We start from the raw sequence: 20,683 nt of genomic DNA on the forward strand, positions 1-20,683 counted from the left end.
CGACCCGTGTGGCGCAGCCTTCGTCACGACTGTAAGATGCACTCATGCATCTTGCAAACACGGAACCCGGCCCCAAACGCCGCCGACACGGCGCGGAGCTGAAGGCCGCGTTGCTCGACGCCACGTGGGCCGAACTGAGGGAACACGGGTATGCCGCGCTCACCTTCGCGGGCGTCGCGCAGCGCGCCGGCACCAGCCGACCGGTCGTCAATCGCCACTGGGACACCAGGGAAGCCCTCGTTCGTGACGCCATCACCCGCGCCAGTGATCGGTTCTCCCTCGTCGACCCCGACACCGGGTCCCTCGCCGAGGACACCGTCGCGCTCCTCGAGCAACTCAACGGGGCCTTCACCGTGTTCGCCGTGACCATGACCGCGCACCTGGCCGCCTACTTCGAGGAGACCGGGACGACGCCCGCCGAACTGCGCACCTCCGTGATCGACCAGAGGTGGGCACTGATCGAGTCCGTGACCCACCGAGCCGTCGAACGGGGAGAGATCGACGGTGCGAAACTGACCCCACGCATCGCGCGATTGCCCTACGACCTGCTCAGACACGAAGTACTGATGAACCTGAAACCGATGTCGCCCCCGGCCATCCGGGAGATCGTGGAGACCATCTTCATCCCACTGGTCGCCCGAGCCGCCCGGTGACGCGTGCCGCACGGGAGTGCTGGCCGGCGCATCGACGGCCACGGTGAGTTCTGCCCGCCGCGCGCACCTCACGTCCACGAAGACGACGGCTTCGACGACGAGGAATGGTGGCGGCGCACGGGCGACGAGGGACCCGCCCTCGGGTTTGCGGTCGGCCGAGCGGGTGTCGTCGCAGCGCGTCATCCGGCCCCGTCGGCCAACGCCTTTCTGAACGCGTCGACCCGCGTGCGCGTCGACGTCGCGCCGGGGCGGGTCAGCGTCGACCCCAGCCCGACCGCGACGGCGCCGGCCCGGATCCAGGCCGGGGCTGCCTCCAACGAGATCCCTCCGGTGGGGATGAGCGGGAGCTGTGGCAGGGCCGCACGCACGTCGGCCAGCGCGCCGGGTGTCCAGGCCGAGGCCGGGAAGACCTTGACCGCGTCGGCTCCCGCCTCGATCGCGGCGGTCATCTCGGTGGGTGTGGCGCAGCCGGGGAGTACGACCGCGCCGTAGCGGTGGGCGGTGCGGATGACGTCGGCCGACAGGGTGGGGCAGACCAGCAGCCGGGCGCCGGCTGCCACGGCCTGCCGGGCGGATTCGGTGTCGAGGACGGTGCCCGCGCCGATGAGGACGTCGGGATGGGCGCGGGACGCTTCCCGGATCACGTCCGCTGCCCCGGGTGTCGTCAGAGACACCTCGATCACGGTCAGGCCTGCGTCGACCAGGGTTTCCAGGTCCTGGGCCGCCTGGTCGGCGGACTCGGCCCGAATGATCGAGACCACGCGTTCGCGCGCGATCCACCGCATGAGGTCCCAGCGGTAGGACCGGTGGTCGGCCATGAATTCTCCTCAGCGAAGGACGTCTTGGTGGGATCCGCCGAGCCGGTCCCGGGTGGAGCTGTCGGGCAGACCGGTGATGTCGCCGCGGGCGGCGACGACGCAGGAGGCGACGACGGCTGCCTCGCACAGTCTTTGACGCAGGGTCAGGTCGCGGAGGGCCGCGGAGATCCAGCCGGCGGCGAAGGCGTCGCCCGCGCCGACCGGGTCCACTGTGGGCACCTGCCGGGCCGGTGTCCGTTCGACGGTGTCGCCTTCGACGGCCCAGGCGCCGTTCGCGCCGTCCTTGACGACGACTGTGCGTACGCCCCGTGCGGACAGGTCCGCCGCGTCGAGTTCGAGAAGGTCCAGTTCGTCGGCGCCGACCAGCACCGTGTCGGCCAGGGGGATCAGGTCGTCGCAGACTTCGCGCCAACTCTGGAGGGGGGCCAGGCGCAGGCGCAGGTTCGGGTCGAAGAAGACCGGGACCCCGTGGGCGACGGCCGTCCTTGCGGCCTCGACGACGGCTTCGCGGGCGGACGGCGAGAGCATCGCGGTGATTCCGGTGAGGTGGAGCAGCCGCGCCGAGGCGATGCGCTCCCGGGGGACGTCGGACGCCCGCAGGGCCGCGCCCGCGCTGCCGCTCCGGTGGTAGAGCACGGTGACCGGCCGCCCGGCGGGTGCGTCGCGGACGAGGAGGCCGGTGGGGAGTTCGGCGTCGACCAGGAGTCCCGTGGTGTCGACGCCTTCACCGCGCAGTGCCCGTCGTACGCCGGTTCCGAAGGCGTCGTCGCCGACCCGGCCGATGTACGCCACGCTGTGGCCGAGCCGGGCCAGGCCGACGGCGACGTTGCTTTCCGCTCCGGCGACGGAGCGCTCGAAGCGGATGGCGTCGGCGAGCGGGTCGGTGCCCTCGGCCAGGAGGAGCGACATGGCTTCGCCGAGGGTCACGACCTCTGTGGCGGTGAAACGTGTGCTCACCACTCGGCCCACGTCCCGTCGGTGTGCCGCCAGATCGGGTTGCGCCAGGTGTGACCGGTCCGGTCGGCCCGGCGGACGGCCTGTTCGTCGATGGTGACGCCCAGTCCGGGTTCGGTCGACCGGGCCGCGTATCCGTCGGTGAACCGGAACGGCGCGGGGTCGACGAGGTAGTCGAAGAGTTCGGAGCCGTTGTTGTAGTGCAGTCCTCCGCTCTGTTCCTGGATGAGGAAGTTGGGGGTGGCGAAGGCGGTCTGGAGGCTCGCGGCCAGGGCGATGGGTCCGAGCGGGCAGTGGGGTGCCAGGGGTACGTCGTACATCTCCGCGACCGCGGCGATGCGGCGGACCTCCGAGATGCCTCCGGCGTGCGAGAGGTCCGGCTGGGCCACCGCGATGCCGGCCTCCAGGGCCGGGCGGAAGTCGGCGCGGGAGTAGAGGCGTTCACCCGTCGCGATCGGGACGGAGCTCGCGCGGACGACGTCGGCGAGCCGGTGCCCGTGTTCGGGCAGCAGCGGTTCCTCCACGAACAGCGGATGGAACTCCGCGAGCAGTGGCAGGACCCGGCGGGCGTTGGCGCTGCTCAGCCGGCCGTGGAAGTCGATGGCGAAGTCGCGGTGCGGGCCGAGCAACTCCCGCACCAGAGCGGCTCGTTCGACGATCGCGCCGATGTCGGCGGCGGAGGCCACCGGGCCCAGACGTCCGGAGCCGTTCATCTTGACGGCGGTGAACCCCGCCTCCACTTGGGCCGTGACGGAGTCGGCCAGCTCGGAGGGCTCGTCGCCGCCGACCCAGGAGTACATCCGTACCCGGTCCCGGACCGGACCGCCGAACAGCGTGTGCACGGGCACGCCGTGGGACTTGCCGGCGATGTCCCACAGGGCCTGGTCGATTCCGGCCACGGCACTGGAGAGCACCGGTCCGCCGCGGTAGAACCCACCCTTGGTCAGGACCTGCCAGTGGTCCTCGATGGCGGCGGGATCCTTGCCCAGGAGGTGTTCGGTCAGGACCTCGACGGCGGCGCGGACGGGTTCGGCGCGTCCTTCGACCACCGGCTCGCCCCAGCCGACGATTCCGTCGTCGGTTTCGATCCGGCAGAACAGCCACCGAGGTGGTACGAGGAACGTCTCTATTCGGGTGATCTTCACTGGACGTCTTCTCCCTGGGGCTGATGGGTCACGCGGTGGAGGTCGGCGCCGGCTTGGTCGAGCAGCCGCCGCATGGCGGCCTCGGCGGCGTCCGGGTCGCCGGCGGCGACGGCGTCGACGACCGCGGCGTGCGACGGCAGGGGGTCGTCGGCGCGTTCCGCGCCATGGACGAGCCGGTCGCGTTCGGCCAGACCGGTGGCCAGCACGACCTCCATGCGCCGGAGCAGTTCGTTGTGGGTGGCGGCCAGCAACGCGCGGTGGAACCGCAGGTCGGCGGCGACGGCGGCGTCCGGACCGGTGGCGGTCCCCATATCCGCCAGGGCGGCGCGCAGGGCGCGGAGGTCGTCCGTGCCGTGTCGCGACGCGGCCAGTCGGGCGGCCGAGGGTTCGATGACGAGGCGGACCTCGGCCAGGTCGTCCAGGAAGGTCTGGTTCGCGCGCCCCGCGAGTTGCCAGCGGATGATGTCCGCGTCGAGGAGGTTCCAGGAGTCGCGGGGCCGGACGAACGTGCCCCGCTTCTGTCGGGCGTCGACCAGCCCCTTCGCCCCCAGCACCCGCAGGGCTTCGCGCACCACGGTCAGGCTGACGCCGAACTCCGCTTCCAGGGCTGTGATGTCGATCGTCGCGCTCTCGGCGATCCTGCCGTCGAGGATGCGTCGACCGATCTCCTCGACCACTTGTCCGTGCAGGCCGCGGCCGGAGTAGTTCGTCATTGTCGCTCTCTGCGCTGAGTCACGGTGCCGGGAGGGGGTGGTGCGGTCGCCGGTCAGGTCGATTCCTTCAACACACTCCACCCGCCGTCGACGACGAGGCCGGCGCCGGTGATGAAGTCGGCCTCCGGTGAGGCGAGGAAGGCGATCGAGGTGGCGACGTCCTCGGGTGTGCCGAATCGCTTCACCGCGGTCGCTTCGACGCTGCGCGTCCGCTCCGCGTCGGGGACGCCGTCCCACGCCCCGGTCATGATCGGGCCGGGCAGCACGGTGTTGACCCGCACTTCGGGTCCGTACTCCACGGCGAGTTGGCGGGCCAGCCCGGTCAGCCCGGCCTTGGTCGCGGCGTACGCGGGACGTCCGGGCAGTCCGATCAGGGCGTGCACGGAGGACACCAGCACAACCGCGCCCTCATTCGCGCGCAGGTCGTCCAGGCATGTGCGCACGCCGAGGAAGGCGCCCGTGAGGTTGACCGCGACCTGGCGATCCCAGGACTCCCGGGACAGTTCCCCTGCGGCGGCGAACTCGACGGTGTAGGCGTTGCAGACCAGGACGCCGACCGGGCCCAGCTCGGTGCGGACGTGGGTGAGCAGCGCCGTCCAGGCCTTCTCGTCGGTGACGTCGGCCTGTACGAAACAGGCGCGCCCGCCGGCGTGCCGGATTCGGTCCGCGACCTCGGCGCCCCTCTCGTCGATGTCGACGACCGCGACGGCGGCGCCCTCGTCGGCCAGTCGCAGGGCCGTCGCCGCGCCGATGCCCGCGCCGCCGCCGGTCACGACGGCGACGCGGCCTGCAAAACGTGTCCGACTGTTGCCCACTGCCGCTCCCGCCGCTGGACGTTCGAGGTCGAACGGAGGCTAGCAAAAAACATAATTAATGAAAATATCTGAACCGTGCAGCTGCCTTGACGGTGCGTCACCGCCAATGAGTTCGGCTCTTGCACGCATGCCCCTCTACGGCTGAAAGCGAGTACCGCCACGCCGTTCCCGAGGTGGATCCCGCCGACAACGTCTGTCTCGCGGCTCCCGTCAGCCGGCGGGAGGATCCCCTGCCGCTGGGCCAATGGCCTTTGGGGCGGCCTGTTGTGAGGTGCGGACAGCACCCTGCGCCTGTCGCTGGACCGAGGGTGACCTGTGGGACACGACCTCGTTCGCCCGGCTCATCGTGGTGTGCTCACGGAGCCAACCGCCCTGGTGCGGTCGGTGAGCGGCTTCATGCCGATCGCGAAGTTGCCGTCCCGGACGATACCGACGGCTTCTCCGAGGGTCTGCGTGATGCTGGTCGCAAATGGACCCCACAGCAGGGCCTGGACGTCCACGCCGCCGGGTGCAGTGACGTTGGTGGCGGTGAGCGTCGCGTAGGTCGCCTTGTCAGTACGGCCGGGGACTATCAAGGACTCGGCTCCGTCTCACACATTCGGCTCTGTCTCACATTCGGTGCCGTTGCCGGTGTCGATGCGTGTTCACGTCCGCCCGGCGGATCTCGCGACATGGCTCGCATGTTCGGGTCGCGGATCGCCATTCGCGCGCGATCCGACCGCTCTCGGCGACAGAAGCCGAACCGGTACCGCGCCCGAGGCGGTGCTCGGGCGCGGTACCGGTCGTGATCCCGCGTGCGGGACGCGGGGTGCGGTCGAAGGCTAGGCGTCGACCTTCACACCGCTGTTGCTCTGCCCCGGGACATGGCCGATCCGCTTGTTGCGCATGATCGAGGAGACCAGCGCGACGCCGATGAAGCCGACCCCGACCAGGCCGGTGATCACCTCGTGGATCTCCCACTTGATCGACACCAGCAGGATGCTCGCCAGCGCGCCGATCGCGTACATCGCGCCGTGCTCCAGGTACACGTAGTCGTCCAGCGTGCCCTGGCGCACCAGGTAGACGGTGAGCGACCGGATGTACATCGCGCCGATACCCAGACCCAGCGTGATCATCAGCAGGTCCTGGGTGATCGCGAACGCGCCGACCACACCGTCGAAGGAGAACGACGCGTCGAGCACCTCGAGGTAGAGGAACATGAAGAACGCGGCCTTGCCGGCGGCGAGCTGCACGGGCCTGGGACCGCTGCGACCCCCGGCCTCGGCCGGCGCCGCACCCTCCTCCGCCTCGTCCTCGTCCTCCTCGTCGTCGATGTGCGCCAGCGTGCCGTGCGTCTCGAAGTAGTCCGAGAGCCCGCCGACGCCCAGGTACGCGATCAGGCCGAGCACGCCGGCCACCATGACCGTGCCCTCCTTGTGCGCGGGCGAGAGCGTCTGCGCGGTCACCACGAGCACGATCAGCGCGATCAGCGTGGACAACACGTCGAAGTTGCCGAGCCTGCCGGTGACGCGCTCCAACGGGCCGATCCACTTGTGTTCACGCTCGTCGTCGAACATGAAGTCCAAAAAGATCATCAACAGGAACAGACCACCGAAGGCGGCGATCGCCGGATGCGCCTCGTCCAGGTGCTCCGCGTAGGTCATCCCGTCGATCATCTTGTCGTCGTGGAACGCGAGATCCACCACGTCCACCGGACCGATTCCGGCGGTCAAACTGACGATCAGCAGCGGGAAGACGAGCCGCATGCCGAAGACGGCGATCAGAATACCGACCGTCAGGAACATCTTCTGCCAGAAGGCATTCATTTTCTTGAGGATCGTGGCATTTACTACAGCGTTGTCGAAAGACAACGAGATCTCGAGGATCGACAGGATCAGCACGATGCCGAATCCGGTCGCCCCCCAGAAATACGCGGCGACGGCGAGACCGGCCACCGTCACGCCGAACGACCAGCCGAACGTACGGATTACCACGGATGAGGTCCTTATCTACCTGGGGATTGCATCGAGCGTGTCGCGCGGATCGATCAGGTGAACCACTCCCAGGAGAAGGTCACCTCTACTCGCATCGGCGGGTGCGGTGTGCGCCGAGTGCGGCCTGTCGAGCCGACGGGGTGGCGTGTTGTGCCGCGAGCAGCAAGTGGGCGTGGGCCCGGTGGCCGTCGGCCTCCCGACGGACGTCGATCCAGTGCGCCAGGCATTCGACGATGGCCAGCCCACGCCCGTGCTCGACGGGATCGACGGCGGGCCGTTCCGTTCGGGAGGCGGGGGTGCTTCCGCAGTCGGCGACGGCGACGTGCAGGATCTTCCCATCCAGTGCCAACCGGACCGTCATCTCCGAGTGGCCGTGGAGGACGGCGTTGGTGGCGAGTTCGCTGACGATGAGAATCGCGGAATCCCGGTCATCGCCGGCAACCTGCCAGCGACTGAGCACATCCGCGGTGAACTCCCTGGCGATACGCGCGTGCTTCTCCTCCGCGGCCAGGGTGAGCAGCGCCTGTTGCGGGCAACCGGCGGCGGGGTCGGCGGCGGCGGTGCGGTGGGGATCGGTATCCGGATGGCTCCGGCGGGAACCGGGCACCGCGGCTGCGATGACTGGCACGCTGTGGTTCATCATGGCCCTCCTCGGGCACTCCCCCGCGTCCCATGCTGATCTCTGTGCGGCTCTTGGTTGCGTGGCGGTCCGACGGGCGCTTCGGATGTGTACCTGCGCCGGGCCAGGCGCCTGACCGTCATCGGAAGGAGCGGAGTCCTGGAGCGGGGCGCCGGTCGGCGCCCGCGTCCCTCGGACCGGTCCCTTCACACCCCCGCGGCCTTGAGGGAGCGCTCGTCCCATACCGGTTCCACGATCGCGAAGCCCGGACCGTGTCCGCGGCGGTACACCATCAAGGTCCGCTCGAAGGTGATCACGATGACGCCGTCCTGGTTGAACCCGATGGTGCGCACGCTGACGATGCCGATGTCCGGGCGGCTGTTGGACTCCCGCTTGGTGAGGACCTCGGACTGCGAGTAGAGGGTGTCGCCCTCGAACACGGGGTTGGGCAGCCTGACCCGGTCCCAGCCCAGATTGGCCATCACATGCTGCGATACGTCACTGACGCTTTGCCCGGTGATCAGGGCCAGCGTGAACGTGGAATCGACCAGCGGCTTGCCCCATTTGGTGCCTGCCGAATAGTGGCGGTCGAAGTGCAGCGGGGCGGTGTTCTGGGTCAGGAGGGTGAGCCAGGAGTTGTCCGTCTCCAGAACGGTGCGGCCGAGTGTGTGCTTGTAGACGTCACCAACGGTGAAGTCCTCGAAGTAGCGGCCGGGCCAGCCGCCGACGGGGGCGGCGAGGACGGTGTCTCGGGATGGGTGCTCAGTCGTCATGAGACTCAGTCTGAGAGGTCTCCGGCGTCCTGTGAAATAGCGAACCTTCACCGACATCATGCATCAGATGCATGAGCTGTCGAGCAAACATAGTTGTAGAAGCGCACCACCGCCGCCGCACGCGGCCCTCCGTGCGGGGTGATCAGGCCAATCGTGCGCTGTGCCTGTGGATCCTTCAACGGCACGGCGACGGCCCGGCCACCCGTACCCGCCGGACTTCCCTTCGTGGGCACGACGGCGACGCCCAAGCCTGCCGCCACCAACTCCCGCAGGGTGCTCAACTCCGTGCACTCCATGACGATCCGGGGTTCGTACCCGGCCGCGGCGCAGAGACGGTCGGCCACCTGGCGAAGACCGAAGACCGGCTGCAAAGCCAGGAAGTCCTCCTCGACCAGCTCCGCCGCCTCCACCCGGCGGCGGCGTGCCAGGCGGTGCCCGGAGGGGACGAGCAGGCACAGCGGCTCACGCTGCAAGGGGGTCCAGTCGAGGTCCTCGCCGACCGGATGTGGACTGGTGAGCCCCAGATCCAGCCTGCCCCGGCGCACGTCGTCGACCACCGTGTCGGCGGCGGCGCCCCGCAGTTCGAACCTGGTGGCCGGGGCGATCGCGCGGTAGCCCGCCAGTAGTTCGGGCACCAGCCAGGAGCCGTACGAGTGCAGAAAGCCCAGTGCCACCGTCCCCCTGTCGGGGTCCACCAGACTCGCGATGCGCTGCTCGGCGCCGTCGATCTCGCCGATGGCACGCAGGGCGTGCGCGCGGAACACCTCGCCGTACTTGTTGAGCCGAAGGCGGTTCTGGTGCCTGTCGAAGAGCGGCACGCCCACCCGTCGCTCGAGCCGTGCGATGGCACGGGACAGAGTCGGCTGCGAGATGTTCAGCCGCTCCGCCGCGGCTGTCACATGCTGACATTCGGCGAGCACCGCGAACCACTGAAGCTCTCTGATCTCCACCATTGCATTATACGTCCCGCGCATAATGTGCCGAAGCATTCGTCATTTCACAACGGCCCGCGCGAGGCCGACAGTGTGTCCCACCCGATCAGACTCCACGGGAGGGACCCATGTCCGATCCGTATGCACTCCCCGAAGACCGACTCGCCGCGGGCCCCCTTTCCGGGCTCGTCGTCGTGTCATTGGAACAGGCCGTCGCCGCGCCTTTCGCGACCCGGCAGCTGGCCGATCTCGGCGCTCGCGTCATCAAGATCGAACGACCCGGCAGCGGCGATCTCGCCCGTGGCTACGACCGCACGGTCCGCGGAATGTCCAGTCACTTCGTCTGGCTCAACCGGGGCAAGGAGAGCGTCGAGTTGGACGTCCGCGCCCCGGAAGGGAACCGGCAACTGCACGCCCTGGTCGGCCGCGCCGACGTCCTGGTGCAGAACCTTGCCCCGGGCGCGGCGGAAAGGCTCGGGATCGGCCATGAACTCCTGGCGTCGAGCCACCCGGAACTCATCACCTGCGACATCTCCGGATACGGCAGCAGCGGTTCCTATCGCAACCGCAAGGCGTACGACCTCCTCGTACAGTGTGAGGCCGGCCTGGTCTCCCTCACCGGGACGCCGGAGTCTCCGTCCAAAGTGGGCTTGTCAATTGCCGATATTTGCGCTGGTATGTACGCATACTCTGGCATTTTGACCGCCTTGATCGCACGCGATCGCACCGGACAAGGGGCACAGATCGAGGTCTCCATGCTGGAGGCGCTGGGCGAATGGATGGGTTACGCCGAGTACTACACGCGCTACGGCGGCACGGCTCCGGCGCGCACCGGTGCCAGCCACGCAACCATCGCTCCCTACGGACCCTTCACCGGGAGCGACGGGGAGACCGTCACTCTCGGACTGCAGAACGAGCGGGAGTGGGCGTCCTTCTGCGAGATCGTGCTGCGCCGCCCGGAACTGCGGGACGATCCCCGCTTCACGGGCAACGCCGACAGGGTCGCCCACCGCGCCGAACTCGACGCGATCGTAGAGGACGTGGCGTCGGCGATCGCGAGCGAAGAGCTGGTGGAGAGGCTGGAGGCGGCGTCCATCGCCTACGGACGCCGGCGCACCGTGGGGGAATTCGGCACCCATCCGCAACTTCGAGAGCGTCGCCGATGGGCATCGTTCGACAGCCCTGTCGGAGAACTGCGGGGACTCATCCCTCCCGTGACCTTCCGCGGCGAGCATCCGCCGAGGCTGGGTCGGGTGCCGGCGCTGGGAGAGCACACCGACTCCGTTCTCGCGTGGCTGGCCCGGCAGCCGTGTACGAACACCCGCGAGGAGGCACGTGATGTCCACTGAGGTCATCGGGGTGCTCGTCCTCGCTGCCGTGTTCGTGCTCTCCGGCGTGTGCGGGCTGAACATGGGCATTCTTTCGCTGGCTGCCGCCTTCGTGCTGGGGTCGGTCGTGCTCGGCCGTACACCGGAAGAAGTGCTGTCCGGCTTCCCCGCCGCGATGTTCCTGGTGCTGGTCGCCGTGACGTTCCTCTTCGGGATCGCCCGTGTCAACGGCACGGTCGACTGGTTGGTCCGCATCGCGGTACGGGCGGTCGGCGACCGGGTGGGAGCCATTCCCTGGGTGCTGTTCTTCCTGACGGCGCTTCTGTGCGCGACGGGCTCCGCCTCACCGGCCGCGGTGGCCATCGTCGCCCCGATCGGCATCACCTTCGCGGTGAGGCATCGCGTCAATCCGCTGTACGCGGGACTGATGGCGGTCAACGGCGCCGCGGCGGGCAGCTTCGCACCGTCCGGCATCCTGGGCGGGATCGTCCACTCCTCGCTGGCGGCCGACCATCTGCCCGTCGGCGCGGGGCAGCTCTTCGCCGGAACGTTCGCCTTCAACCTGGCAGTCGCCGGGGTGACCTGGCTGGTCTACGGACGCAAGCCCCTCACGTCCGGGATGTCGGAGGACGCGAGCGACGACGAAGAGGACGACCCGGCGCCGCGGCTGGGCCGCGAACAGGTTGCGACGTTGGCCGCGATGGCCGCGATGGTCCTGGGCACCACCGTCTTCTCACTGGACACCGGCTTCCTCGCCCTCACCCTGGCCGCACTGCTGGCGCTGTTCTTCCGTCGTACGGCCGAGGCGGCCACCAAGGAGATTGCCTGGCCGGTCGTTCTCCTGGTCTGCGGAATCGTCACCTACGTCTCCCTGCTCCAGGAGATCGGCGTCGTCGACTCACTGGGCACGACGATCGCCGAGGTCGGCGCACCCCTGATGGCGGCCCTACTGATCTGTTACGTGGCAGGCGTCGTCTCCGCCTTCGCCTCCACCACGGGAATCCTGGGTGCGCTGATGCCTCTGTCCGTGCCGTTCCTCCAGTCCGGCGCCATCGGGACGACCGGCATGGTGATCGCCCTGGCGGCGGCGGCGACAGTCGTGGACGCGAGTCCCTTCTCCACGAACGGCGCCCTGGTGGTCGCCAACTCGCCCGAGCGGCTGCGTGCCGATGCGTACCGTGGCCTGATGCGGTGGGGCGCGGGGGTGTGCGCGCTCGCACCGGTGTGTGCCTGGCTCGCTTTCGTGGTCGTATGACCGGCGCGACGGAAGGAACAAGGCTGAAGACCCAGGTCACGCTTCTGTTCGTACCGGGTGACCGACCGGAACGCTTCACCAAGGCGGCGGCGAGCGACGCGGGCGGCGTACTCCTCGACCTTGAGGACGCCGTCGCGCCGGAAGGAAAGGCGCGGGCGAGGAACGCCGCAGTCGCGTGGCTCGCCGCACACGACGGATATCTGCGGATCAACGCGGTGGACACGCCGTGGCACGACGAGGACATGGCCGCGCTCGCGGCGGCACGGAGGCTGCGGGGAGTGGTCCTCCCCAAGAGCGCCACCGCCGACCAGGTGGCCGGCGCCGTGCGCGGGTTGCCCGCAGGGGTGCCCCTGCTGGCGCTGGTGGAGAGCGCCCTCGGGGTCCGGGAGTCGGCGGCGATCGCTGGGGTTCCCGGGGTCGCACGTCTCCTCTTCGGCAGTGTCGACTTCGCGCTGGACGCGGGTATCACCCCGTCCGGGCGGGTCGAACCGGAGCTGCTCTGGGCCCGTTCGGCTCTGGTGGTCGCCTCGCGGGCAGCCGGTCTGCCGGCACCGCTGGATGGGGTGTATACCCGGCTCGAGGACGAGGCCGGCCTGGTGGCCTCGTCCCGGCGCAGCCGTGGGCTCGGCTTCGGCGGCAGGCTCTGCGTACACCCGCGGCAGGTGGAACCCGTGCACCGGGCCTGGCGGCCGTCCGAGGAAGAACGGGACTGGGCACGTCGGGTCGTCGCGGCTGCGGGAGATTCCGAGGGGGCAGCCGTTCGCGTGGACGGCCAGATGATCGACCGACCGCGCCTCGAACTCGCCCGGGCCCTGCTGTCGCAGTGAAGAACGAGGGTGATGGGGCGGCGCGCACCTCATCCCCGTCGATTGCGGAGAGTGACCGCTCACCGTGGGCTCCAGCCCGCAGACAGGGCGGGCCGGTCGGGTGCGGGCTCGGGAAGGTCCTGCGGTGACCAGCGCGGCGGTATCGGCTGCCGCCACCGTGGCCTTCCCGAACGTGGTAACAACCACTCTCCCCGGCTCGCCCATCGCGCCGCGCGAATGCGACGCACGAACCCCGGGACGGGCCCGCTCCTTCGAGCAGCCGGCCGGTGCGATCGTTCACCCCAACGCCGAGGCCCCCGATCCGCCTCCCGGGAGCTCGGCCACACGACGCCACCGCACCGCCCGTGCCATCCGCGGCCGCACCACCAACATCCGCGCCTCGCAACCACTTCTCGTCGGCGTTGACCCGTACGCCCCGAGGCGGACGCCCGGGGCTTGCCTGGAAGCTTGGGTTCCGGTAGCAGCGCCCCGCACACCGGCAACCACTGTGCCTGCCGGACCTGTGAGATCTCGACCTGCCCGGCAGAGTCCAGCCCGCACGGGAGGCCGGCCGGCGTCATGTCGCCGCGGCGTGGTCAGTCGGTGAGGAGGGCACCTTCGCGGCAGGCGCGGCAGACGAAGACGTAGCCCAGCCGGCCACCGAGGTTCATCGCGGACTGCGCGGAGAAGCCCTCCTCCAGATGTGCCGCGAACTCCATCGTGCCGGTACAGGAGGGGCATGCGGGCAGTCGGTCGTCCTCGAGGTAGGAGGGGCTGCCTCCGAGTGACCCGAGCACTTCGCGTTGCCTCCCGAATCGTTCATCGGGCTCCCGCTTCCACCCCGAGCGGGCAAGGTCGTATGCGTCGGGCGCGAGTTCGTCGTGATCGTCGTCCTCCGCGGGGTCGAGCGTCACGACGTGGGTGCGGATGGCCGAGGTGGCGGGCAACAGCGTCATTCCCGTCGCGGGCACGTCCACCGGCTGCAGTTCCTCCCGGGGAAACAGATAGACCCTGTTCGCACCGGAAGTCGCGTCCCACGACTCACATGCGCCGGGGTCGTTCTGGCACACGAATACCGACAGGACGCCGTCCTCGACGGGGAGATGGGCGAAGAACTGCAGCGGCCCTCCGCAAAAGGACCCGCATATGGGCCAGGTGAATCCTGCGGGAGCCAGTGGCACGCCCCCGGTACGCGGGACGCCGGAGTCGGCCGGTGCGGTGCCGTCGTAGATCATCAGAGTTGTCTGCATGGTGAGAGGCTACGGGCGTTGGCAGCCGTACCCCTGTGACGGGTGAGCCTCGCGGGGCCGCGCGGGCGGGGGCGCGTGGGACGGAGGGCAAGCCCAGGACGGCGCCGGTCTCGGTGCGGAATTCCCAACGCTCCACGACCGCGCCTCCCACCCTGCTGCTGGGTGCCCGCCCCTGCCGTGGATCTCACACGAGTGGATCCTCACCCCCGACGGCGAACCGGGCATCACGGCCGAGGACGCCGAACGCCCCTGGCTGCCCCTCCTGTTCGCTTTCGCTCGAGAACCATCGAACCAGGAGCCTTGTCCTCACTCGTTCGAGTCAATCGATGACGGCCCGCCGAGGCGGGCCGAACAGCCGACCGTCGGCCGGGCCGGAGCGAACATACGCTCCTGTCGGCCGGCGATCTTCTCATCGCACATCCAGGGCTCGAACCACCGGTTCGGGCCTCTTCATGCGGCGCTCGGCGACAACCCCGGCGCCGCCGGGGAGGCCGCCGCCGATCGCGCTCGCGCCGCCGAACTGCGCGGCTCCGACAACCAATCCGACTGCGCGGCATCGACAACCAATCCGGAGGAACACCGTGACCACGCACCCGACTCGCACGATCCACGACTCCACGGCGGAAGTGCTCGCGTCGTTCGTCGCCGAGCATTGGACGACATCTGTCGGCGTTCGCGCGAATGTCCAGCCATGTACAGACGAGCGTGCCCGGTTCGTCGGGCCGCCGCGGCACCGAATGTCCCGACAGCCCACCCATCATCAGGCGGAGGCGCGCTGCGCGGTGGGGGCGCCGCAGTCCCAAAGCGGAGCGACGCCCGCCGCACCGATGAGATTCCGGGACGGGGCCGGTCTGCACGGGTATGGAAACTCATACACTCGAGACAACCGGCGCGGACCTCGTCTATGACGTTCGTGGGCCGCTGCCGACCACGGATGGACGCCCGCCGTTGTTCATGATCGGCCAGCCCATGGACGCCACCGGCTTCGCCGCACTCGCCGCGCGCTTCCCCGAACGGACCGTGGCCACCTACGACCCGCGTGGGCTCGGTCGCAGCACCCGTAACGACGGGCGGGTCGACCACACGCCGCAGACCCAGGCCGACGACGTGCACGCCGTCATCGAGGCGCTCGGGGCCGGGCCGGTTGAGATGTTCGCCGGCAGTGGCGGAGCGATCACCGCGCTCGCGGTCGTGGCGAAGTATCCCGCAGACGTGACCACTCTGGTCGCGCACGAGCCGCCGCTCATCACCCTCACGCCGGACGGCCCGGCGGCCGTGCGGGCGCGGGCCGGAGTCCGGGAGGCCTACGAGAAGCGGGGATGGGGGGCCGGGATGGCTGCGTTCGTGGCCATGACCTCGTGGAAGGGAGAGTTCACCGACGCGTACTTCGCACAGCCGGAGGCCGATCCCGCCACGTTCGGGATGCCCACGGAGGATGACGGCTCGCGTGACGATCCGCTGCTGTCCGACCGGTCATGGGCGGTCGGCAGCTACCGGCCGGATACCGACGCGATCGCCGCTTCGCCGACCCGCATCGTGATCGCTGTGGGCGAGGAGTCCGAAGACCCGCCGACCGGACGCACCTCCATCGCGACCGCCGAACTGCTCGGGAAGCGGGTGACCGTGTTCCCGAGTCATCACGGCGGGTTCTGCGACGGAGAGTTCGGATATCCGGGGAAGCCGGACGAATTCGCGCATCGACTGCGCCAGGTCCTTGACGGCGCCTCGTAAGCCAACCGTTGACCGGGTAGCTTCCCCACCCCCGGTGCTCTGACCCCGAGCACCATGAGACCTGGGTACGCGCGGCTGTACCAACACCCACGGGCAATCGGGGAGTTGCGCGGCGGGGCCGGGCCAGGTGGTGGGGTCGGCGTGGACGAGGAGTCGGTCGGCGGGGCCGCCGAGGCGCAGGGTGCTGTGGTCGGCGAGAAGGTCGCTCATGGTGGACCTTCGGAGTGTGGGGTCAGGTGCCGGTGAGGGTTTTGCGGGCGAGGGCGCACAGCGGGGCCAGGCGTGGGCCGAGCGGGCCGTGGTAGACGGCGTTGGTGCAGATTGCGATGTAGCGACCCGAGGCCGGGGCCAGGTACAGGCTCGTGCCGGTCCAGCCGTGGTGGTGGACGACGTTCCCGTCGTCGGTGAGCAGCCACGCGAGTCCTCGGTCGAGACCGGGTTCCACGGGGGCTTGGGATGTGCGGGAGGCGGTGAGACGGGCGGCACTGTTCGGTCACGCGATGAACCTGGTCGACGCCACCGCCGACTTCCGGACATGGCTGGGCACCTCGACCGTGGGTCCGTGGGTCCGTGGGTCCGTGGGTCCGTGGGTCCGTGGGTCAACGCCCTGACGTGGGCGTTCGGTCCGGTGGCGGCGCAGCGTTTCGCCGACGTGGATCGACTGCGGGATGCGGCGGTGGCCGTGGCCCGGGACCTGAGGGTTCGGCGGCCGTTCGACGTGGACGTCGCGGCCGTGTTGGATGCCTTGCTCGCCCTGCCGGCGCCTCGGCACACTGGCACAGCCAGGACGCGGCCATGATCGTGCCAGTCGCCGCTCATAAGGTCGTGGCCGAGGAGGGCGGGGTTCACGAGATGTTGGCGACCACCACCCGACTGGCGGATGGGTGGCGCCTGGTCGTGATGTACGGCGGCCAGCCGTAGCCAGCCCCCGCAGACCGCGCCAGGGCCCGCGAGTAAAGAGAGACCGCGCACGAGGGCGCGCAAACAGGGGTCGCCGGTGCCTACCTTGCGGGCACGGCGCGGTCGGGCAGGGTCGAGCCCCGGAGCAAACATCGCGGAGGAATCCCCCACGCCGGAGGGCGATCCCCGTGACTCGTTGCCGTTCGAGGGCGAATGCGTGGGGGCTGCGATGGCCACTGCCTCGAAGAGTGACCGCAGCTGGGCTCAACGACGACTTCGTGGGCGACTCGAGGCCACCCCGCTCATCTGTTCAGTGGCGAAACGGTAGTTCGCGGTCGGGTGTCTCGTACCAGGGTCGTTGCTCCACCCGGCCGTCCTCGTCCACGGTGACGGTGAGGCCGAAGCGGTCCGTGTTCGGCTTCCCGGCGTCGTCCCACCGGTGGTAGGCGGCTTGGACCTCGGCCCATAGATGGCGGGGCCCGGCCTCGCGCGCCTGGGGATCGTAGCCGTCGCCGAATGCGGCTACGGCGATGGACGGACCCCTGCCGGTGTCGGCGCCGTAGAGCCACAGGTTCGTACTCTCCGCGCCGTGGACGAGCCGCGGTACGCAGTGCGGGACGTGGAGTCCAATGACGAACTCGGCGGGCTCGTACAGGGCCCCGGTGATGTCGGTGATGTCGATGTCCGGCTCGGACATGCGCGCGGTCGCCGTCCAGTCGGACGGGAACGGCGACTTCGGGTAGCGGGCGCGCTGGGACCGGAGCTTCATGAACGCGAGTGGCGTGGTGAACGGCCCGGATGCCCGGCCGGGGTCGGTCACGGTCAGCGCTGCGGTCCAGTCGTACGTGGAGTAGTCGGTGCCCCAAGGCATGACGATCACGCCGCCGGGGCGGGTTTGTTCGATCCACGCGGCCGGGGTGTGCCGTACCCCGGCGGTGACGTGTACGCGGTCGTAGGGCCCGTGTTCAGAGTGTCCGAGCGTGCCGTCGCCGGTGACGACGATGACGTCCTGGTGCCCGGCTTGGGCGAGGTTCTTGCGGGCTTGTTCGGCCAGGTCGGTGTCGAGTTCGATCGTGGTGACGCGGCAGCCGCGCGCGGCGAGGAGCGCCGCGGTGTATCCCGTACCGGTGCCCACCTCAAGGACGTTTTCGCCCCCGGTGATGTCGAGATCGCCGAGCATGCTCGCGACCGCGGACGGCATGGACGCGGACGACGAGGGGTTGTTCCCGGGCTCGTCGCCGGTGTGGTTGCCGTCGTCCCATTGGGTGACGAGCGCGTTGTTTCCCTGGACGGCTTCGTCCCAGGTATCCCGGCCGTGGCTGCCGGTCTGGGTGCGATCGATGACGGTCGTGTACTGGCTGCCGTCCCACGCCCAGATGCGATCGGGTGCGAAGTCCGCGCGGTCGACTCCCTCGAAGGCACCTTTCCAACCGTCGGGAAGGGCGTCCACGTCGGCGAGGAAACGTGCGATGCCGTCGGGCGCGGTCACTTGTCGTCGCGATGCCGGCCGGGCCCGGGGGGTGTGTTGCCGTCGGGATGGTCGTTGGGACCGGTTGGCTTCGGGTCGGGCACGGGCTGTTGGAGCGGGGCGGGGCCCTTGCCTCGGTTTCCCATGTGTTCCTCCCTCGGTGACGGCGACCGAACCCTCGGGCGCCGTACGGGTGTCCCTCCTTCGTAACGTACGGGCGACACGCACGAGCGTCAATCACGATCAGCTAGGAACGAGAGACCCAAAGTCACCGCTCGCAACGGCTGGGGTCTCTTGAGTCCTCGCCCGTTGGGTCGGGCGCGAGTACTACCGTGAAGCGAATGAGGCCGCCCCCACTCACCGAGGGCGGCCCCGCTGTCGCGTCCTGCACGGCCTTCGGGTCTCCGCCAACTACACACGGGACTCCGGATGGCAACGGCGTGCTAATTCGCCAGAGCCCGGTTCATCCGGCGTAGGTCCAGCCCCGATTTGAACACGGAGCCGCCGGAAACTGATTCGCTGAACCCGACGTCAGGCTCGGGTGGGCAGCGGTAGATGTTGAAGGCACCTGTTTGAGTGCCGTCTTCGCCGGCGTCGAACGGGATGATGCGGACGGTGATGTTCGGAAACTTCTTCGGTGCCTCGATCAGGCGCACGAGTTGGGCCCGGTGCACCTTCGCGCCCCCAACGCGAAAGCACAGCGCCGCCTCGGTCAGTACAACGCTGAGTTCCAGCGGCCGTTCGTGGGTGAAGACTCGTTTTTGACGACGCATCCGGACCTCGACCAAGGCGTCAACCTGGCTGGGGCCCACCTCTGCGAAACCGACTGCCGTCACGGCCCTCGTGTAGCCCTCGGTCTGGAGCAACCCGGTGACGAGTACCGTTTGGTAGTCGAAGCAACTCGTGGCCGTGGACTCCGCGTCGAGTAGGCGTGCGTATCGCGTGTTGATGGCATCGTCGTAGTCGGACCACCACGGTTTCTCTGCATCCCGGGCCTGGTCTGCGAGCGCTTCCAGTTCGTCGCGCTGGACGTCCGTAACGCGGTAGACCTCCATCAGCTTTTCGAAGTGTGCCACGCCCACTACGCGGGTGGCGGTCTCGTAGCGGCTGATCTGCGAGGCGTGGCAACCTACTTCCACACCCGCCTGTGCGGCCGTCAAGCCTCGCTTCTTACGAAGAGTGCGCAGGAGTCGACCCAGCTTCTTGGCGTTGGCGAGTGCGCCGTCGGCTGCCCGTTCGTCCACGGAGACCCCATCACGTGAACACTCCCGGCGTGCCCATCGCAGGGCCGGCTTGAGCGTACTTGGATGCTCGCTTGCGCCGGCAAGTTTTGGCAATGCCCGGCAATGCCCGGCAATGCGCATGGACGACGAGCAGACCAATGCCGCGGTGCTGGTGATTTCCGAGTTGGTGACCAACGCGGTCAGCCACGTAGGTTCGGGCTTGGTGACGGTGGAGTGGATACGGCGTGACGATCTTCTGCTCATCGACGTCGGGGACGAAGCACCGCACAAACCCCCGCGTGTTCACCTGATGACCGGCGATGATGACGAGCACGGACGTGGACTGCCGCTGGTCATGATGCTGACGCGGCAGTTCGTCGTGCTCCGTCGTGACGGGGTGTCGGGCGTCGCCCCGCAAAAGATCATTCGCGTCGCCTTCGATTGCCCGGAAACGGGGAACGATTGCTGCCTCGCGCAGGCGGCCTGGGCCGGCGAGTCGTGAGCCGGCGACCGAAGCGCCCGACAGTCTCAAATCCCCGACTACGAGTCGGTCATCGAGTACTACTCGGCTGATCCACCGCACACCCGCCGAGATGGCGTGCACCGCCTCGCCGGTGATCACGTCGTCGTGCGCCTCCTGATCCCGCCGGCCACTCCCGAGCGCCCGTACGACAGCGCGCCCTGGGGAGCGGCAACCACCGTGATCATTCGAAGCCCCGTCGGGACACTGCGTCCTGACGGCCCGTCACCTCAACGAAGAGAAGCACGGTAATGAGTAGTTGCCACACGCCCGGACGAGCCGGGTCCGCATGACCGAGCCGGGCGAGGTTCCCGAGCGCGACCGGACGGTCGGTCGTTACCCGTACCGCCTGGAGTTCGGCCCCGACACCGAAACCGGTCGGCTCACGATCAAGTACCTGCGCGACGAGCAGATCGACGAGGTGATCGCGGACCCGACGGCGCTTCGTGCGTCCGCCAGGGCCAAGACGGTCGCGGCCTGATCCGGTGCGACCGCCGGCACCCCTCGACCCCTGGGCGGTACCGGCCCGTTCCCGTGTCGCCCGTTTTCTGAGGGGCGCGTGACACGACCCGGCCGCCGGGGATGAGTCGAAGCGTTCCCGGCGGCCATCCACCGGCCTTCCCGGTCGGGATGTGCGGCGGCACCGTGAGATCCGCGTGTGGCCACCGCGACGACTTCCGCGCCCGACGCCCTCCGACGACGCAGGGCGCACGGGTCGCGGGCTCCTTCCTCACACGCCCCGGGTGAGGATGCGCCAAGTCCCGTGCCGGGAACGGCCTTTGGGACACGGCGCGGGCGGGCGATGCG

At 69.2% G+C, this 20,683-nt stretch carries 22 protein-coding genes; 8 read left to right on the top strand and 14 right to left on the bottom strand.

What is annotated here, in order from left to right; translation table 11 throughout:
- Positions 1 to 44: 44 nt before the first annotated feature.
- Positions 45 to 653 (top strand): TetR/AcrR family transcriptional regulator, encoded by a 609-nt coding sequence (locus OG948_RS36800; RefSeq protein WP_331769321.1) that lies wholly within the window; start codon positions 45 to 47, stop codon positions 651 to 653.
- A gap of 179 nt (positions 654 to 832) precedes the next feature.
- On the opposite strand, the gene OG948_RS36805 is transcribed toward OG948_RS36800, so the two are convergent.
- The 10 genes from OG948_RS36805 to OG948_RS36850 form a co-directional block, all read right to left on the bottom strand.
- Complete coding sequence (locus OG948_RS36805) at positions 833 to 1,471, bottom strand: bifunctional 4-hydroxy-2-oxoglutarate aldolase/2-dehydro-3-deoxy-phosphogluconate aldolase (protein WP_331769322.1); 639 nt, start codon at positions 1,469 to 1,471, stop codon at positions 833 to 835.
- A gap of 9 nt (positions 1,472 to 1,480) precedes the next feature.
- Positions 1,481 to 2,428, bottom strand: a complete 948-nt coding sequence (locus OG948_RS36810; RefSeq protein WP_406300469.1) for a sugar kinase — start codon at positions 2,426 to 2,428, stop codon at positions 1,481 to 1,483.
- A complete protein-coding gene (gene dgoD, locus OG948_RS36815; protein WP_331769324.1) occupies positions 2,425 to 3,570 on the bottom strand; it encodes a galactonate dehydratase in 1,146 nt (381 codons plus the stop codon). The genes OG948_RS36810 and dgoD overlap by 4 nt, the downstream gene beginning before the upstream one ends.
- Complete coding sequence (locus OG948_RS36820) at positions 3,567 to 4,283, bottom strand: FadR/GntR family transcriptional regulator (RefSeq protein WP_331769325.1); 717 nt, start codon at positions 4,281 to 4,283, stop codon at positions 3,567 to 3,569. Before OG948_RS36820 ends, dgoD begins: the two co-directional genes overlap by 4 nt.
- 53 nt (positions 4,284 to 4,336) lie before the next feature.
- Positions 4,337 to 5,098, bottom strand: coding sequence for an SDR family NAD(P)-dependent oxidoreductase (locus tag OG948_RS36825; RefSeq protein ID WP_331769326.1), 762 nt, complete (start codon positions 5,096 to 5,098; stop codon positions 4,337 to 4,339).
- Positions 5,099 to 5,439: 341 nt separating this feature from the next.
- Entirely contained in the window at positions 5,440 to 5,673 is a 234-nt protein-coding gene (locus tag OG948_RS36830; protein WP_331769327.1) for a hypothetical protein, read from the bottom strand.
- A gap of 246 nt (positions 5,674 to 5,919) precedes the next feature.
- Complete coding sequence (locus tag OG948_RS36835) at positions 5,920 to 7,071, bottom strand: DUF475 domain-containing protein (RefSeq protein WP_331769328.1); 1,152 nt, start codon at positions 7,069 to 7,071, stop codon at positions 5,920 to 5,922.
- An 85-nt stretch (positions 7,072 to 7,156) separates the two neighbouring features.
- Complete coding sequence (locus OG948_RS36840) at positions 7,157 to 7,714, bottom strand: ATP-binding protein (RefSeq protein WP_406300470.1); 558 nt, start codon at positions 7,712 to 7,714, stop codon at positions 7,157 to 7,159.
- A 182-nt stretch (positions 7,715 to 7,896) separates the two neighbouring features.
- Complete coding sequence (locus OG948_RS36845) at positions 7,897 to 8,463, bottom strand: MaoC family dehydratase (RefSeq protein WP_331769330.1); 567 nt, start codon at positions 8,461 to 8,463, stop codon at positions 7,897 to 7,899.
- A 56-nt stretch (positions 8,464 to 8,519) separates the two neighbouring features.
- Entirely contained in the window at positions 8,520 to 9,416 is an 897-nt protein-coding gene (locus OG948_RS36850; RefSeq protein WP_331769331.1) for a LysR family transcriptional regulator, read from the bottom strand.
- A 107-nt stretch (positions 9,417 to 9,523) separates the two neighbouring features.
- Here OG948_RS36850 and OG948_RS36855 point away from each other — a divergent pair, with 107 nt between their 5' ends.
- The 3 genes from OG948_RS36855 to OG948_RS36865 are packed head-to-tail and all read left to right on the top strand — an operon-like array spanning position 9,524 to position 12,805.
- Positions 9,524 to 10,744, top strand: coding sequence for a CaiB/BaiF CoA-transferase family protein (locus OG948_RS36855; protein ID WP_331769332.1), 1,221 nt, complete (start codon positions 9,524 to 9,526; stop codon positions 10,742 to 10,744).
- A complete protein-coding gene (locus tag OG948_RS36860) occupies positions 10,734 to 11,978 on the top strand; it encodes an SLC13 family permease (protein WP_331769333.1) in 1,245 nt (414 codons plus the stop codon). The genes OG948_RS36855 and OG948_RS36860 overlap by 11 nt, the downstream gene beginning before the upstream one ends.
- The gene (locus tag OG948_RS36865; protein WP_331769334.1) at positions 11,975 to 12,805 is read left to right on the top strand and encodes a CoA ester lyase; all 831 of its coding nucleotides are present in this window, start codon (positions 11,975 to 11,977) and stop codon (positions 12,803 to 12,805) included. The genes OG948_RS36860 and OG948_RS36865 overlap by 4 nt, the downstream gene beginning before the upstream one ends.
- A 575-nt stretch (positions 12,806 to 13,380) precedes the next feature.
- On the opposite strand, the gene OG948_RS36870 is transcribed toward OG948_RS36865, so the two are convergent.
- Positions 13,381 to 14,034: a hypothetical protein gene (locus tag OG948_RS36870; RefSeq protein ID WP_331769335.1), complete on the bottom strand. Its 654-nt coding sequence runs from the start codon at positions 14,032 to 14,034 to the stop codon at positions 13,381 to 13,383.
- 861 nt (positions 14,035 to 14,895) lie between these two features.
- On the opposite strand from OG948_RS36870, the gene OG948_RS36875 reads away from it, so the two are divergent.
- Entirely contained in the window at positions 14,896 to 15,765 is an 870-nt protein-coding gene (locus tag OG948_RS36875; RefSeq protein WP_331769336.1) for an alpha/beta hydrolase, read from the top strand.
- 232 nt (positions 15,766 to 15,997) lie between these two features.
- Here OG948_RS36875 and OG948_RS36880 read toward each other — a convergent pair whose 3' ends face one another.
- Positions 15,998 to 16,210 (bottom strand): hypothetical protein, encoded by a 213-nt coding sequence (locus OG948_RS36880; protein WP_331769337.1) that lies wholly within the window; start codon positions 16,208 to 16,210, stop codon positions 15,998 to 16,000.
- Positions 16,211 to 16,560: 350 nt separating this feature from the next.
- Here OG948_RS36880 and OG948_RS36885 point away from each other — a divergent pair, with 350 nt between their 5' ends.
- Positions 16,561 to 16,686, top strand: coding sequence for a hypothetical protein (locus OG948_RS36885; protein WP_331769338.1), 126 nt, complete (start codon positions 16,561 to 16,563; stop codon positions 16,684 to 16,686).
- Between the two features lie 289 nt (positions 16,687 to 16,975).
- Here the strand turns inward: OG948_RS36885 and OG948_RS36890 are convergent, their stop codons facing one another.
- Positions 16,976 to 18,154, bottom strand: coding sequence for a methyltransferase domain-containing protein (locus OG948_RS36890; protein WP_331769339.1), 1,179 nt, complete (start codon positions 18,152 to 18,154; stop codon positions 16,976 to 16,978).
- Between the two features lie 422 nt (positions 18,155 to 18,576).
- Entirely contained in the window at positions 18,577 to 19,377 is an 801-nt protein-coding gene (locus OG948_RS36895) for a helix-turn-helix transcriptional regulator (protein WP_331769341.1), read from the bottom strand.
- A 118-nt stretch (positions 19,378 to 19,495) separates the two neighbouring features.
- Here OG948_RS36895 and OG948_RS36900 point away from each other — a divergent pair, with 118 nt between their 5' ends.
- Together OG948_RS36900 and OG948_RS36905 are read left to right on the top strand one after the other, a co-directional pair.
- Positions 19,496 to 19,858 (top strand): ATP-binding protein, encoded by a 363-nt coding sequence (locus OG948_RS36900; protein ID WP_331769342.1) that lies wholly within the window; start codon positions 19,496 to 19,498, stop codon positions 19,856 to 19,858.
- 307 nt (positions 19,859 to 20,165) lie between these two features.
- Complete coding sequence (locus OG948_RS36905) at positions 20,166 to 20,357, top strand: hypothetical protein (RefSeq protein ID WP_331769343.1); 192 nt, start codon at positions 20,166 to 20,168, stop codon at positions 20,355 to 20,357.
- Positions 20,358 to 20,683: the final 326 nt, after the last annotated feature.

The organism is Embleya sp. NBC_00888 (assembly GCF_045207655.1).
GTDB lineage: Bacteria > Actinomycetota > Actinomycetes > Streptomycetales > Streptomycetaceae > Embleya.

Coding starts and splice junctions, on each gene's coding strand:
- OG948_RS36905 (WP_331769343.1), top strand. CDS start 20,166: ATGACCGAGCCGGGCGAGGTTCCCGAGCGCGACCGGACGGTCGGTCGT.
- OG948_RS36885 (WP_331769338.1), top strand. CDS start 16,561: ATGATCGTGCCAGTCGCCGCTCATAAGGTCGTGGCCGAGGAGGGCGGG.
- OG948_RS36845 (WP_331769330.1), bottom strand. CDS start 8,463: ATGACGACTGAGCACCCATCCCGAGACACCGTCCTCGCCGCCCCCGTC.
- OG948_RS36900 (WP_331769342.1), top strand. CDS start 19,496: ATGGACGACGAGCAGACCAATGCCGCGGTGCTGGTGATTTCCGAGTTG.
- OG948_RS36820 (WP_331769325.1), bottom strand. CDS start 4,283: ATGACGAACTACTCCGGCCGCGGCCTGCACGGACAAGTGGTCGAGGAG.
- OG948_RS36875 (WP_331769336.1), top strand. CDS start 14,896: ATGGAAACTCATACACTCGAGACAACCGGCGCGGACCTCGTCTATGAC.
- OG948_RS36805 (WP_331769322.1), bottom strand. CDS start 1,471: ATGGCCGACCACCGGTCCTACCGCTGGGACCTCATGCGGTGGATCGCG.
- OG948_RS36800 (WP_331769321.1), top strand. CDS start 45: ATGCATCTTGCAAACACGGAACCCGGCCCCAAACGCCGCCGACACGGC.
- OG948_RS36840 (WP_406300470.1), bottom strand. CDS start 7,714: ATGATGAACCACAGCGTGCCAGTCATCGCAGCCGCGGTGCCCGGTTCC.
- OG948_RS36870 (WP_331769335.1), bottom strand. CDS start 14,034: ATGCAGACAACTCTGATGATCTACGACGGCACCGCACCGGCCGACTCC.
- OG948_RS36860 (WP_331769333.1), top strand. CDS start 10,734: ATGTCCACTGAGGTCATCGGGGTGCTCGTCCTCGCTGCCGTGTTCGTG.
- OG948_RS36850 (WP_331769331.1), bottom strand. CDS start 9,416: ATGGTGGAGATCAGAGAGCTTCAGTGGTTCGCGGTGCTCGCCGAATGT.
- OG948_RS36865 (WP_331769334.1), top strand. CDS start 11,975: ATGACCGGCGCGACGGAAGGAACAAGGCTGAAGACCCAGGTCACGCTT.
- OG948_RS36855 (WP_331769332.1), top strand. CDS start 9,524: ATGTCCGATCCGTATGCACTCCCCGAAGACCGACTCGCCGCGGGCCCC.